The organism is Symbioplanes lichenis (genome assembly GCF_030709675.1).
GTDB classification, from domain to species: domain Bacteria; phylum Actinomycetota; class Actinomycetes; order Mycobacteriales; family Micromonosporaceae; genus Actinoplanes; species Actinoplanes lichenis.
Genome location: NZ_JAUZQD010000013.1, coordinates 40,236 through 53,588 on the forward strand (window position 1 = coordinate 40,236; position 13,353 = coordinate 53,588).

The window sequence follows — 13,353 nt, forward strand, 5'->3', positions numbered from 1 at the left end:
GCTTGTTCACCGTCCGGCTCGATCACTGCGGCGTGTCGGTGGAGCGGGACAGCTTCTCCCAGTTGTCGATGTCCCGGTCGACGGCTTCCCGGCCGGCTCGGACGGCCTTGAGGGCGTCCGAGCCGAGAACGAGGTGGCTCGGCGGTTCCGGGACGTCGAGGATGTGCAGGACGGCGGCGGCCCCGCGGACGGGGTCGCCGAGCTGGCGGCCGCTGACCTCCTGGCGGGCCTGGCGGATGGGGTCGAACAGCTCGTCGTAATCGGCGATGGTGCGCGGGGCCCGGGCCATCGAGCGGCCGGCCCAGTCGGTGCGGAACGATCCGGGCGCGATCGCGGTGACATGGATGCCGAAGCCGCTGACCTCCTTGGCCAGGGACGCGAGGAGGCCCTCCAGAGCGAACTTGCTGCCGCAGTAACCCGAGACCCCGGCGAAGCCGGCGAGGCCCCCCATCGAGGTGACGGCCAGGATATGCCCGCGGCGGCGTTCGCGCAGGTACGGCAGGACGGCCTGGATGGTGGCGGCCGCGCCGAAGACGTTGACGTCGAACTGGGCGCGCAGGGCGGCGAGCGGCGTCTCCTCGAAGGTGCCCTCCAAGCCGTACCCGGCGTTGGCGATCAGCACGTCGATCGGGCCGACGGTCCGCTCGGCGTCGGCCACCGTGGCGAACACGGCGGTGTCGTCGGTGACGTCGAGGACGCGGGCGTGGGCGCGCCCGGGCCGCACGGCGGTGAAGGCCTCGGCGTCGGACTCCTTGCGGACGGTGCCCACGACGGTGTGGCCGGCCTCGAGCGCGGCGACCGCGAAGGCGCGGCCGAGGCCGGTGCTGACTCCGGTGATCAGAAAGGTCTTGTCGGTCATGGCTCGATCCTGCGAGCCGCCGCCGGCCGCAACCAGGACGAGCTGTACCCAGGCTGACGGCCGGGCCCCGGCCTAGCCTGGAACGGTGACAGAGAACAACCTCGGCGAGTTCCTGCGCGCCCGTCGTTCCCTTCTCGGTCCCGGCGATGTGGGTCTGCCCTCGTACGGTCCGCGGCGGGTGGCGGGGCTGCGCCGGGAGGAGGTCGCCGCGCTCGCCGGCATGAACAGTGACTATTACGCCCGGCTGGAGCAGGGTCGCGAGCGCAGCCCGTCCGGGCAGGTCCTCGAAGCGATGGCGAATGCGCTGCGCCTGGACACCCCGGCGCGCGACCATTTGTACCGGCTGGCCGGGGCGGTGCCCGGCACCCGCCAGGCCCCCCGGGAGACGATCAGCGAGCAGCTGCGCTTTCTCCTCGACGGCTACGCGAGTGTCCCGGCCTTCGTGCTGAATCCGGCCAAGGACGTCATGGCGGTCAACGCTCTGGCCGGGGCGCTCTTCTCACCGTTCCGGGCGGTGGACAACCTGGCTCGGATGACATTTGCAGACCCGGCGGCCCGGCACTTCTTCGCCGACTGGGACCGTTTCGCCGAGTCGATCGTGGCGGGTCTGCGGCACGCGGCCGGTGTCGATCCGGACTATCACCGCCTCCGGGAGGTGGTGGGCGCGCTCGAAGAAGAGAGCGGTACGTTCGCCGCGCTCTGGTCGGCCCAGACCGTCTACGGCAAGAGCCTGGACCCCATCGAGCTCGTGCACCCCGACGTGGGGCCGCTGTCACTGATGTCGCAGTCGTTCGACGTGCGCGGAGCCACGGGTCAGCTCCTGGTCATCTATCAACCCGAGCCCGGCGGCCCCAGCGCACGGGCCCTCACGTTGCTGGGGACGCTCGACGCCACTCGACGTCGTCAGCCGGTCGCCGGGCGCGGAACGGGGTCGTAGCAACCCGGCGCCGCGTCCTGCCCGCGGCTCGGAAAAGACAGAACGATCGGTATTGACGAGCCGAACACCCCGGCGCTATCGTCGTGAGCGACAGAACGTTCGTTCCACCAAAGGACCGGTCATGCCCACCAAGATCACGCTTGTCATCGGCAACCCCGCGAACCCCGGCGAGTTCGAGAAGGTCTACGCCGACGTGCGCGCCGCCGCCGAGACGTTCCCTAAGCTGCAGCGCCTCGAGTCGGCGAAGGTGTGGCCCAAGGAGGACGGCACCCCGACCCCCGCGTACCGCACGCTCGACCTCTACTTCGCCAGCTACGAGGACGCCTCGGCCGCGGTCGCCACGCCGGCCGCCGGTGCCGTCTTCGGCGGGCTGCAGGGCGCGCAGGTCGAGATCACCGGTCTGTTCTCCGACATCGAGTAGTTCGGCCGCCGCCGGAGCCGCCAAGGAACCGGAGCCGCCGAGGAACCAGAACCGCGGGAAGTGAAGCACTGCGCCGACCGGCTCGGTCGCCGTCGACGGGTGACCGGGCCGGCCCTTCCCGCCGATGTCTCGCTGAGCGAATTCTTACCAACAAGGAGCTTGAGATGAACAGCAGCACGTACGACGTCGTCGTCATCGGCGCCGGCCCGGTCGGGGAGAACGTGGCTGACCGCGCTGTGCAGGGTGGCCTGAGCGTCGCCATCGTCGAGCGGGAGCTGGTCGGCGGTGAGTGCTCGTACTGGGCGTGCATGCCGACCAAGGCTTTGTTGCGTAGCTCGGCGGCGTTGCGGGCGGCGCGGCAGGTGGCCGGCTCGCGTGAGGCGGTCACGGGGAACTTGGACACTGCGGCCGTGCTGGCCCGGCGCGACTCGTTCGCTTCGCACTGGAAGGACGACGGTCAGGTGTCGTGGCTGGAGTCGGCCGGCATCGCGCTGGTTCGGGGCCAGGGCCGGATCGGCGGTGAGCGCACTGTTGAGGTGGTCAGCGCTGACGGGACGGCGACCACGCTTTCCGCGCGGCACGCCGTGGTGGTCGCGACCGGTACCAGCGCGCTGATCCCGGACATCGAGGGGCTGCGGGCGGCCAGCCCGTGGACGAGCCGGGAAGCGGCGGCGGCGAAGTCTGTTCCGCAGCGGCTGGCCATCATCGGCGGCGGGGTCGTGGCTTCGGAGATGGCAACCGCGTACGCGAACCTCGGCGCCCGGGTCACGATGCTGGCCCGTGACGGCGTGCTGCACCTGGCCGAGCCTTTTGTGGGGGAGCGGGTGACCGCGGCGCTGCGCGAGTCGGGTGTGGATGTGCGTCTCGGGGCTGAGGCGGCGTCGGTGTCGCGCGACGAGGCCGGGACGGTGCACATCACACTGGCCGACGGCGGGCTGGTGCAGGCCGACGAGCTGTTGGTCGCCATCGGGCGTACGCCGAACACGCAGGACATCGGATTGGGCGGACTGGGCCTCAAGCCGGGCTCGTGGCTGACCGTCGATGACGCGTTGCATGTCGAGGGCGCGGGGGAGTGGCTGTTCGCCGCCGGCGATGTCAACAAGCGAGCACTGCTGACGCACCAGGGCAAGTATCAGGCGCGGGTGCTCGGCGACGCGATCGCGGCCCGGGCCAAGGGCGAGCCGGTCGACACGGGGGCGTGGGGCCGGCACGCGGTCACGGCTGATGTGAAGGCGGTGCCGCAGGTTGTCTTCACCGAGCCCGAGGTGGCCTCGGTCGGCTTGACTGCTGCGGCTGCGGAGGCGGCCGGGGTGCGTACCCGGGTCATTGATCATGACCTTGGTGCGGTGTCGGGGTCAGTGCTGCACGCCGAGGGTTATCAGGGTCAGGCCCGGATGGTGGTCGACGAGGACCGCAAGGTGATCGTCGGGTTCACGCTGGTCGGCCCGGATGTGGCGGAGCTGGTCCACGCCGCGACCATCGCGGTGGCCGGTGAGGTGCCGATCGACCGGCTGTGGCACGCGGTACCCGCGTTTCCGACGGTCAGCGAGGTCTGGCTGCGGCTGCTGGAGACCTACGGCCGCTGATCGTGCAGACACAGTTACACGAAGGTTCAGTGATGACCCGGAAACAGATCCGGGAGTCGCTCACCTGTTGCAGTAGCGCAGTCGTCGCACAGTATATAGAACGTTCCGTCTTGACTTTCTGATCCGTCGCTTGCCATGCTGTCGCGGAACAGAACGTTCGATCTCCTTATTTCTCCTCGCCCCGAAGGATCTCCCGTGAGCACTGTTGCTGTTTCTCCCGGCATCTCGCAGACCGCGTCCGCGCTGCGGCGGCTGTACTTCATCCGGTTCGCGTTCGCCATCGTCTGGGCCGGCGTGACCATCGCCACCGCCAAAGAGGTCAACGCTCTCTCGGTGACGCTGTTCGTGCTCTACCCGCTGTTCGACGTGGGCGCCGCCATCTATGACATGCGCTCGTCGCGGTCGACCGGCTCGCCGGCGCTGCTCTACGTCAACATGGCCGTCAGCCTGCTCGCCGCCATCGGGCTGGGCGTCGGCGCCGCCTCGGGCATTCCGGCCATGCTGCGGGTGTGGGGCCTCTGGGCCATCGTGGCCGGCGCGGTGCAGCTGGCCGTCGGCATCCGCCGCCGCGCGATGGGCGGGCAGTGGCCGATGATCATCAGCGGTGGCATCTCGGTCCTGGCCGGCGCCAACTTCGTCAGCAGCGCCTCCGCCGCCGACCCGGTGCTGAACCAGGCGGCCGCCTATGCCATCCCGGGCGCCATCTTCTTCCTCATCGCGGCGATCCGCCTCGGCCGCGCGGCCAAGGCCAACTGACGCGACGCGACCCGGATCCCGGTGATCCGCTCCCGGCCGCGCGGCCAGCTCAACTGGCGCGATGCGGCCGGGATCGCGGTGATCCGTTCCCGGCCGCGCGGCCAGCTCAACTGGCGCGGCGCGGCCGGGACCGCGGCGTTCCCTGGGGCCGATGCCGCTTCGCGACCACCACGCCGTTCTCATCGGTCGAAGACGACGGCATGCACGCGTTCGCGCAGCTTGAGCTTGTTCAGCGCCCGGCGTCGTGCGTCTTGGTGGTCTGCTCGGCGATGAACAGGGAGGCGGCGATCTCGGCGTTGGAGTGTCCGGTGGCCAGGAGGCGCAGCACTTCCTGTTCCCGTGTGGTCAGCGCGGCCTCGTGATGCCTGGTCCACGGCAGGGAGAGCCGGGCCCTCATCGAGCCGCGGGCCCGGGGTGGCCGGGGCCGGCGGAGATCTCCAGCAGGCGATCCACGCCGTGCAGGAAGGTCTCGCCGATCAGGGCCGGATCGAAGAGGCAGCCGGCGGCCATGGCGCCGTCGCGGATCATCACGAAGTGCCGGGCGGCCGGTGCGGCCGACGTGCCCCGGATCCGGGTCAGCAGGGCCGTGACGGTGTCGAGAAACCACTGCCGGTGGCCGAGGGCGGCCTGGTGCACCGGCGACGCGGGGTCGGGGTACTCGGCCACGGCATTGAGGAAGGCGCAGCCCCGGAAGCCCGGGGACTGGATGCCGGCGGCGATCGACCGGCTCAGGGCGCGCAGGGCCTCGTCGGCCGGCTGTCCGCCCGCGACGGCCTGCGCGGCCTGGCTGCGGATCGCCCGGTCGGCCTGGCCGAGGTAGGCCAGCACGAGATCTTCTTTGCTGGGGAAGTGCCGATAGAGGGTGGCCCGGGTCACCTGTGCCTCGGCGACGATGCGGTCGACGCCGACCTTGTGGATGCCTTCGGTGTAGAAGACCCGGGCGGCCGTGCCGAGTAACCGGGATCGAGCCTCGGACGGCCGGCCCGCGGGCGTGTCGCTGTGCATTCGGCCACTATATCGGATAGAACGTTCGGTCTCTACAGCCTGGCAGCCGCAGGAGGGCCAGCGGGACGTGATGCTGGCCGGCGTGGATGTCGCGATCACGCGGGCTGCCCTGGGGCACCGGCCGCGGAAACGAGATCTTGACGACGTTGAGCGCGGCGATCCGATACATCCGCACGGTGTCGGCGTCGACCCCGTACAGCCGCGCAACGACCGTCTCGTTCAAGAAGGACGGGTCGGCGACGACGGCGTACCCCGTGGTGTCGCGCAGGAAGACCTCCATCGTGACCCAGAACGGGCCGGCGTTCTTGGACCGGACCTCCAGGGCGAGATCGGCGACGGTCGTGGGCTCAGGCATCGCGGGCCTCCGGGACATTGATGCGGAACAGGGCGGTCGGGGAGTCGACGTCCACGACGTGGTTGAGGACGAACTCGTACGCGGCCCCCCGCTCGGTCTCGGCCGGCGACGTCGCGAAGGCGAGACTGGGCAGATACGTCATGTCCGGGGTGGGCAGATGCAGCATCAGCGGGTTGGCGACCTTGGCGATGGCCGTGGCGGTCGCCTGGTCGGCCGCGTTGACCAGCAGCATCACGCCCACCTCGCGCGGCGGCCCGGTGGCCGGGTCGATGGCGCCGAGCACGGCGTCGTATCCGTACAGGCGGATGTCGAGGGCGTAGTCGCCGGGGCCGAGACCCAGGGTGCCGGCCACCCACTCGCCGATCATCCGGCGCAGCAGCGCGGCCCAGGTGGTGATCTGCCCGAGGATGTGCGGGTCGCGGATGGCGGTGAACGACATCGTCTCGAAGCCGGTGATCCGGGCGCCCTCGAGCTTGACGGTGTACTGGCCGGCCGGGTCGAACCGGGAGCCCTCCACCCGGACGCGCCGGTCGTCGAGGGCGCGATAGGTGGCGCCGGACACGTCGATGGTGCCGCCGGGCTCCCGCATGGAGAACGGGTCGACCGTCTCGTAGAGCATGTGCGCGGCCACGGACGTCGGCGTGCAGGCGACGACCGGGTCCAGCGGCTCGATGGTGAAACCCGACGCGTCGATGGTGGCCAGCACCCCGCCGGCGCGCGGATCGGTGGTGCACTGACCGCCGCACTCGACGATCTTGGCGGCGTGCCAGGCCGGGCCCGCGGGCAGACCAGCCATCAAGGGGTACGCGGCCGCGAGCGCCGTGTCGGTGGCCCGCCCGGCCAGGACGACGTCGGCCCCGGCGGCGAGCGCTTCGGCGATCGGCTCGTGACCCATCATCGCGACGATGTGGGCGCAGCTCTCCAGCGTCGCCGCGTCGAGGTCGCCGGCCGGGGGCAACGGGTGCACGCGGTCCAGGTGCTCCTTGAGGGCGGCGGCCTGTTGCTCGCTGTAGATGGTCGCCACCCGCAGGTCCAGCCCCTCGGCGGCCAGGATCTCGCGGGTGATCCCGGCGACCCAGTCGACACCCGCGTCGGTGCCGCTGGTGCCGCAGGAGCCGACGATCAGCGGGATGCCGGCGGTGGCGGCCGCCCGGAGCAGCAGCCGCAGGTCCCGGGTCACGGCGGCGGCGGCCGTCTTGGCGGTGCCGGAGCCGAGATAGTACGGGCCGGAGTCCGTCGAGCCGCTGTCCACGGCGATGACGTCGGCGCCGAGCGCCAGGCCGCGGGTGAGCGTCTCGGGCGGGAAGCCGGCGCCCAGCATGCCGGTCGGCGCCAGGACGCGTACGGCGTCGGGTGGTGTGGTCATCGAACTCCTCGGATCGGGCCGGTCGGGATCAGGAGAGGATCGGTGTCGCTTGCCGCCGCTGCAGGCGGCCGAGCTGGGCCAGGACGACGACGGCGAGCGTGGCCAGCACGGCGATGTCGAGCAGCATCGCGGTCCAGCCGGTGAGGTCGACCGCGGCGCCGACCAGGGCCGGGCCGCCGAAGCCGCCGAGGTACCAGGCGACCGTGTAGAGGCCGGTGTAGGTGCCCAGCACGCGGCTGGACGGCGCGAGGTTCCACAGCACGACCGCCGCGTTGATGGTGAAGGCGGCGGCGCCGGCCGCGGCGACGCAGAACACGACGACCGTGCCGGTGGGGGAGTGCAGCAAGGCCCCGGCCACCATCGCCCCGGCGAACAGGATCATCCCGGCGCCGATCGTGCGCAGCCGGCCGAAACGCTCGGCGCACAACGCGGCCGGATAGGCGGCGAGCAGGTACGCGACCCCGCTGGGCAGGGTCAGTCCGCCCGCGTCGCCGCGGCTCAGACCCAGGACCTCCATGCCGTACGGGGTGATCAGTGAGCGGGACGCGAACCACGCGCCGCCGAAGAGCAGGATGCTCACCAGCAGCAGGAGCCGTCGCCGGTCGGGGCTGGTGACGAGCTCGGCGACGACCCGCCGGAACGGCACCCGGGCGTCGCCGGCGCCGGCCGTGCCGTCCTCGGCCAGCGCTTGCCGATAGGCCGCCGACCGGCTGTCGCGTACCCGCAGCACCAGCACGACCGTGACGATCAGCAGGATCGCCGAGGGGATCGCGAACGCGCCGCGCGGATGCTCGTCGACGACGAGCAGGCTGATCAGCGACGCGACGATGATGGTGAGCGAGGTGGCGATCTTGACGACGGCGTTCGTCCGGCTGCGCCGCTCGGGCGGGACGAAGTCGGGCACCATCGCCTCGGAGAGCGGACGGATGGTGTTGGCGACCAGCGCGTACAGGAACATGACCGTGACCAGCGCGATCAGCGACGTGGTCCCGGGCAGGAGCGCGAAGAGCAGCGCGGCCAGGGGCATGCCGATCGCGAGGTACGGCACGCGGCGCCCCCAGCGGGTGCGCGTGTTGTCGGAGCGGTTGCCCATCCACGGCTGCACGACGATGCCGAGCAGGTTGTCCAGGCCCATGAGCAGCCCGACGACGGCGGCGCTGGAGACGTGCTCACGGAGCAGGACGGGCACCTGGTTGTCGTAGAAGTTCCAGGCCGATTCCTGCGCGAAGAGCACGAGCGCGATGAGGAACGTGACTTTCCGGTGAGACACCATGCCGGCCTCCCTGTGTCCCGCGTCACGTTAGTTTGCTATAGCAAAAACAGCAATGGTTGCCTAAGTGTTGGCTAGAGTGCCGTCATGAAGGGCACCGAGACGCTCGCCGACCTGGCCTACCGGCACGTGAGCGCGGCGATCGCCGCCGGCGAGCTCGCCCCGGGGGAGAAGGTCACCGAGCGCGGCATGGCCGAGCGGCTGGCCATCAGCCCGACCCCCGTCCGCGAGGCGCTGCGCCGGCTCGAGCTCGACGGCCTCATCGAGCGCATCGGCCCGCGCACGGTTTTGGTCGCCGCGATCCGCGACGGCGCCGCCGACGACCTCGCCGAGGTGGAGGTCGGCCTGCGCGGGCTGGTCGCCCGGTTCGCCGCCCGTCACGCCACCCCCGGCCAGCTCGACGCCCTCGACGCGATCCTCGACCGGGCCGACGACCTGCTGATCCTGCTCAAGGAGCGCCGCCGCCGGGAGCAGCCGGTCGAGCGGCACCTCGCCGAGCTGCTCGACACCATGCAGGAGTTCAACGACACCGTGAACGCCTGCGCCCACAACCCGGTCCTCGTCCGCATGCTCGACCAGAGCCGCGTCTTCTCCCGCGCCCGGCGCCGCGAGCTGCTGCTGCGGCGGGTGGCCGAGGACGAGACGTTCGGGCTCGAGCGCTACACCAGCCACCGCGCCCTGGTCCGCGCCCTGCGCGCCGGCGACTCCGCCGAGGCCGAGCGCCTCGCGCTGCAGGACGCACAAGGCGGCCTGGAGGCTCTGCGCCGGACGTCGTAACCGGCTCCCCGGTGCTGGAACCGGTGGTTGCGCCCCAGGTCCTGAGCGCGAAGGAGACGGCGGTCCAGCGGGCCGCCGTCGCGGGCGTGTCGAGGAAGAAGCGCGTGAGCCAGGCCCACCATGTCCTGCGCATCGCGCTCGGCTTCGCGCCCGGCGTCCTGGAGGCGGCGGCCCGCCCGGACCACGGACCTGCTGGAGCGGGACCTGGGGCGGACGTGGGCGGGCGCGGAGAGCATCGAGCTGGAGCTGCGCCCCTTCGAGATCGTCACCCTGCGCGTCAGCCCGGCCGGCGGCGCCGAGGCGTGATCGGCCTTCCGGCGAGCGACATAGGTTGGGGGTGTGGATCTCATCGCGAGTTGCGCGGCGTTCGTCGCGGTCAGCCGGCACGAGAGCTTTACGCAGGGTGCGGCGGCCGTGGGGATTCCGCAGCCGGTGGCCAGCCGGCGGATCGCCGGGCTTGAGCAGCATCTCGGCGCCGCCGTGCTGGAGCGGTCGTCGCGGACCGTGGCGCTCACGCCGTTCGGGCGGGACATGCTGGCCGTCGCGCAGCGGCTCGTCGACCTGGCGGAGGCGTTCGACGATCACGCGGACCGGGCGCGGCACCGGGCCTTCGATCTCGCCGTGCCGGCCTCCGGTCCGCCGCTCGCCCTCGCGCGGCTGATCGCCGAGGGGCGGCGGCACGGGCTGTACTTCGATGTCGTGCCGGCCGGGCCGGGGGAGCGGGCCGATCTCGTACGGACGCGGGAGGTGCACGCCGCGATCACGGCCGTGCCGCCGGACGGGAGTGAGTGGGTGGTGCCGCTCGGCCTGGCGGGCGTGGCGCTCGACGAGGGCCGCCGGCTTCATCTCGAGCAGTTGCGGCCGGGCCGGGAGCCGGAGGAGGAGCCGCGCCGGGTGTGGGTGCAGCCCGAGGACGACGTGCCGCACGTCCTCGACCGCGTCATCCGGCTGGGTCACGCCGTCGGCCTGCAGGCGGGCCAGATCGTGAAGGCGCGGTCCGTGCCCGGTGCCGTCGCACGGGCGCTCGGCGGGGCTGATCTGGTCCTGTGCTCCCGGGCGGAGGCCGAAGTCTTCGGGCTGGACTGGCGGCCGGTCGGGGAGGAGGCCTTCGCGCGGGGCTACGACGTGGTGTCCGCCTCGCCCGGCGACGGCAGAAGACTGCGCACCGCCTTGCCGGCCGCCATCGCCGCCTGTGTCGGTGCGGCATGAGAGCGATCCGCGACGCGCGGGAGGCTCTGCGGGCGGCCGGGCTGCGCGGCTCGTTCCTGGTGCGCGACCTCGGCTCAGGCGCCGAGATCGACGTCGACGCGGACGTCGTCTTCCCGGTGGCGTCGCTGGTCAAGGTGCCGCTGGCGGTCGCCACCCTGGAACGTGTGGCGCGCGGCGAGCTGGACGGCGCCCGGCGCGTCGAGGTCGAGCCCGGGCGGGTGACGACCCCGGGACCGACCGGGCTCAGCAAGTTCCGGCACCCGGCGCTGGTCGCGCTCGACGACCTGGTCTATCTGGCCGTGGCGATCAGCGACAACGTGGCCGCCGACGCGCTGTTCGAGCTCACCCCGCCCGCGGCGGTCGAGGCGGAGCTGCGCCGGCTGGGGATCGAGGGCATCGCCGTACGCCACCCGGCCGGGCAGCTGATGGACACCCCGTCGGAGCGGTTCCGGCCGGGCGAGGTGCACCTGGCCCACGAGCTGGCCGTGAACGCGGGGCCCGCCGTCGCCCAGCTCGACGTGACGCGGGCGAACACCGGGACGGCCCGGTCGTACGCCGACCTGCTCACCGCCCTCTGGCGGCCGGACACCATCTCGGCGCCGGTCGCGGCGCGCGTGCGGGAGCTGCTGGCGGCCAATGTCGTACGGCATCGGCTGGCTCCTGATCTCAGCTCGGACGCGTCGCTCTGGTCCTCCAAGACAGGCACCCTGCTCAACCTGCGGCATGAGGCCGGCGTGGTCGAGCACGCCGACGGCCGGGCGTTCGTGGTGGTGGCGATGACCGAGTCGCGGGTTCCCGCAGCGGTGCAGACGGCGGTCGAGACGCTGATGGGTCGCGTTGCGCGGAACCTGCGGGACGCGCTGCGGCGAGCCGGGTGAGCGCCCGCGGGAGCCACCGCAGCTATTGATGTCGGACGATGGAAGGCGATAATCGGCGGGTGCGGATCGTGATCGTGGGCGCGGGACCGGTCGGGCTGTTCGCCGCGATCGCCCTGGGGCGGCGCGGACATCGGGTGGACGTGGTGGAACGCGATCCCGGGCCGGGGGCCGGGCGGAGGGAGCGCCGGGGCGTGCCGCAGTTCGGCCATCCGCACTGGTTCCGGCGGCCCGTCGCCGACGCCTTCGCCGAGGAGATGCCGGATGTCGACGCGGCCTTGGCGCGGGCCGGCGCACATCATGTCCGGAGCCGCGAACGCGACGAGATCGCGGGCATCCGGTGCCGCCGGAGCACTTTGGAGCGGGTCCTGCGGCAAGTCGCGGCCGGAGAGAAGACACTGACTCTCCGGCATGGAACCGCTGTCCGTGTTCTGCACCACGGGGGCCGCGCGACGGGCGTCCAGCTGAGAGACGGCGTGGCCGAGGCCGATCTGGTCATCAACGCCGCCGGCGCGTCCGGGCGCTACGCCGACGAGTTCCGTGCCCCGGCGGAGCGGGTGGACAGCGGCATGTCCTATCTGTCGAGGCACTACCGGATCCGGCCGGGAGCCGGCAGCGGCCCGATCAACTCGCCGCTGGGCTTCTTCCAGTTCTTCGACGGCTTCGCCGCTGCCGTCTTCCTCCAGGACGGTGACACGATCGGTGTTGTCGTCATCCGGCCGACGGCCGACGAGCGCCTGGCGGCGTTGCGGTCACCGCGGGTGTTCGACGCCGCCGCCCGCGCGATCCCCGGTCTCGACCGGTGGACGAGCCCGGCGTGCAGCCGGCCGCTGACCTCCGTGTTGTCCGGTGGCACCATGCGAAGCCTGTACCGGGGCCAGCTCGACGATCAGGGCGCCGTCGGGCTCCCGGGCCTGCTCCACCTCGGCGACGCGGTGTGCGTCACCAATCCGATCTCCGGCCGGGGCGTCGCCACCGGTCTTCTGCAGGCGCGGCAGCTTGTCGGCAGTCTCGACGGGGTGCGGGGGATCGGCGATGCCACCCTCGCCTTCGACGCCTGGTGCGTCCGGAACATCCGGCCCTGGTACGACGATCATGTCGCCTGGGACGCCGATCTGCTCGGGCAATGGACCGGCGACACCGGTGGTCTCCCGGCCGGACCGTTGACCTCCGGGCGCATCTTCCTCGCCGCCTTCGCCGACCGGGACCTCAAGAAGGTCGTCAGCGACTACAGCGAGATGAGAATTCTGCCGACGGCGCTCGCGGCGGTCGAACCGCGCGCGCGGGAGATCCTGACCAGCGGCTGGCAGCCACCGCGCTACGAAGGACCGACCCGGGACGAGCTCGCGCGGCTCGTCACCTGATCGCCGGGTCGTCCGGCCGGCCCGCGGCGCCGGGCTGTCCCACGTCCTTGGCCGCGAGGTGCGAGGACTCCTGCCAGCGGGCCAGGATCCAGAGCAGATCGGAGAGCCGGTTCAGGTAGGGCAGCGCGAGCGAGCCGGGCCGGGCCGCCGCGATGCTCTCGCGTTCCGCCCGCCGCGTGACCGTGCGAGCCACGTCCAGGGCCGCCGAGACGCGGTTCTGGCCGGGAATGAGGAATTCCTTCGGCTGGACGAAGCGGGCGCCGATGTCGTCGATGAGATCTTCCAGCCGGGACACCATCTCGTCGGACACCAGGGTCTCGCCGGGCCGCCCCTTGCCGGCCCGGTCCGGGTTGAGCGCGAGCTCGGCCATGAGCACCCACAGGGCCCGGGCGATCTCGACCAGGATGTCGTCGAGCTCGCCCGGCTCGATCTCGGCCCGGACCAGCCCGATGAACGCCTGCGCCTCGTCGACCGCGCCGTAGGCGCGGGGCTGGGGGGCGTCCTTGGCGACACGGCCGCCGTAGAAGAGTCCGGTCGTCCCGTCGTCCCCGCGTTTTGTATAGATTTTCACCG

Annotated in this window: 16 protein-coding genes; 9 read left to right on the forward strand and 7 right to left on the reverse strand. The window is 72.0% G+C overall.

What is annotated here, in order from left to right; translation table 11 throughout:
- Positions 1-22 precede the first annotated feature (22 nt).
- A complete protein-coding gene (locus RAN62_RS28715; RefSeq protein WP_305787914.1) occupies positions 23-859 on the reverse strand; it encodes an oxidoreductase in 837 nt (278 codons plus the stop codon).
- Between the two features lie 85 nt (positions 860-944).
- Between RAN62_RS28715 and RAN62_RS28720 the strand changes: the two genes are divergently transcribed.
- The 4 genes from RAN62_RS28720 to RAN62_RS28735 all read left to right on the forward strand — a co-directional run bounded on the left by RAN62_RS28720 (position 945) and on the right by RAN62_RS28735 (position 4,559).
- Positions 945-1,796, forward strand: coding sequence for a helix-turn-helix transcriptional regulator (locus RAN62_RS28720; protein ID WP_305787915.1), 852 nt, complete (start codon positions 945-947; stop codon positions 1,794-1,796).
- Positions 1,797-1,917: 121 nt separating this feature from the next.
- Complete coding sequence (locus RAN62_RS28725) at positions 1,918-2,217, forward strand: hypothetical protein (protein WP_305787916.1); 300 nt, start codon at positions 1,918-1,920, stop codon at positions 2,215-2,217.
- Between the two features lie 164 nt (positions 2,218-2,381).
- Positions 2,382-3,803: a dihydrolipoyl dehydrogenase family protein gene (locus RAN62_RS28730; protein WP_305787917.1), complete on the forward strand. Its 1,422-nt coding sequence runs from the start codon at positions 2,382-2,384 to the stop codon at positions 3,801-3,803.
- Between the two features lie 195 nt (positions 3,804-3,998).
- Positions 3,999-4,559, forward strand: a complete 561-nt coding sequence (locus RAN62_RS28735) for a hypothetical protein (protein ID WP_305787918.1) — start codon at positions 3,999-4,001, stop codon at positions 4,557-4,559.
- A gap of 229 nt (positions 4,560-4,788) precedes the next feature.
- Here RAN62_RS28735 and RAN62_RS28740 read toward each other — a convergent pair whose 3' ends face one another.
- From RAN62_RS28740 to RAN62_RS28760, 5 genes are read right to left on the reverse strand one after another with little or no spacing between them, the layout of a single operon-like run.
- The gene (locus tag RAN62_RS28740; protein ID WP_369077211.1) at positions 4,789-4,956 is read right to left on the reverse strand and encodes a LuxR C-terminal-related transcriptional regulator; all 168 of its coding nucleotides are present in this window, start codon (positions 4,954-4,956) and stop codon (positions 4,789-4,791) included.
- The gene (locus RAN62_RS28745) at positions 4,953-5,564 is read right to left on the reverse strand and encodes a TetR/AcrR family transcriptional regulator (RefSeq protein WP_305787919.1); all 612 of its coding nucleotides are present in this window, start codon (positions 5,562-5,564) and stop codon (positions 4,953-4,955) included. Before RAN62_RS28745 ends, RAN62_RS28740 begins: the two co-directional genes overlap by 4 nt.
- Positions 5,565-5,571: 7 nt before the next feature.
- Positions 5,572-5,919, reverse strand: coding sequence for a DUF4387 domain-containing protein (locus tag RAN62_RS28750; protein WP_305787920.1), 348 nt, complete (start codon positions 5,917-5,919; stop codon positions 5,572-5,574).
- Entirely contained in the window at positions 5,912-7,285 is a 1,374-nt protein-coding gene (locus RAN62_RS28755; protein ID WP_305787921.1) for an acyclic terpene utilization AtuA family protein, read from the reverse strand. Before RAN62_RS28755 ends, RAN62_RS28750 begins: the two co-directional genes overlap by 8 nt.
- A gap of 28 nt (positions 7,286-7,313) precedes the next feature.
- Positions 7,314-8,558, reverse strand: coding sequence for an MFS transporter (locus RAN62_RS28760; protein ID WP_305787922.1), 1,245 nt, complete (start codon positions 8,556-8,558; stop codon positions 7,314-7,316).
- Between the two features lie 84 nt (positions 8,559-8,642).
- Here RAN62_RS28760 and RAN62_RS28765 point away from each other — a divergent pair, with 84 nt between their 5' ends.
- From RAN62_RS28765 to RAN62_RS28785, 5 genes are all read left to right on the forward strand, one after another.
- A complete protein-coding gene (locus RAN62_RS28765; protein ID WP_305787923.1) occupies positions 8,643-9,332 on the forward strand; it encodes a GntR family transcriptional regulator in 690 nt (229 codons plus the stop codon).
- A 120-nt stretch (positions 9,333-9,452) separates the two neighbouring features.
- Entirely contained in the window at positions 9,453-9,638 is a 186-nt protein-coding gene (locus RAN62_RS28770; protein WP_305787924.1) for a glycosyl hydrolase-related protein, read from the forward strand.
- 33 nt (positions 9,639-9,671) lie between these two features.
- Positions 9,672-10,541 carry a LysR family transcriptional regulator gene (locus tag RAN62_RS28775; protein WP_305787925.1) on the forward strand — a complete coding sequence of 290 codons (870 nt, stop codon included), beginning with the start codon at positions 9,672-9,674 and terminating at the stop codon, positions 10,539-10,541.
- Positions 10,538-11,419: a serine hydrolase gene (locus RAN62_RS28780; RefSeq protein ID WP_438874567.1), complete on the forward strand. Its 882-nt coding sequence runs from the start codon at positions 10,538-10,540 to the stop codon at positions 11,417-11,419. The genes RAN62_RS28775 and RAN62_RS28780 overlap by 4 nt, the downstream gene beginning before the upstream one ends.
- A 59-nt stretch (positions 11,420-11,478) precedes the next feature.
- Positions 11,479-12,780 (forward strand): FAD-dependent oxidoreductase, encoded by a 1,302-nt coding sequence (locus tag RAN62_RS28785; protein ID WP_305787927.1) that lies wholly within the window; start codon positions 11,479-11,481, stop codon positions 12,778-12,780.
- Here RAN62_RS28785 and RAN62_RS28790 read toward each other — a convergent pair.
- Positions 12,773-13,351, reverse strand: a complete 579-nt coding sequence (locus RAN62_RS28790) for a cob(I)yrinic acid a,c-diamide adenosyltransferase (protein ID WP_305787928.1) — start codon at positions 13,349-13,351, stop codon at positions 12,773-12,775. The two genes, RAN62_RS28785 and RAN62_RS28790, sit on opposite strands and share 8 nt — an antisense overlap.
- Positions 13,352-13,353 lie beyond the last annotated feature (2 nt).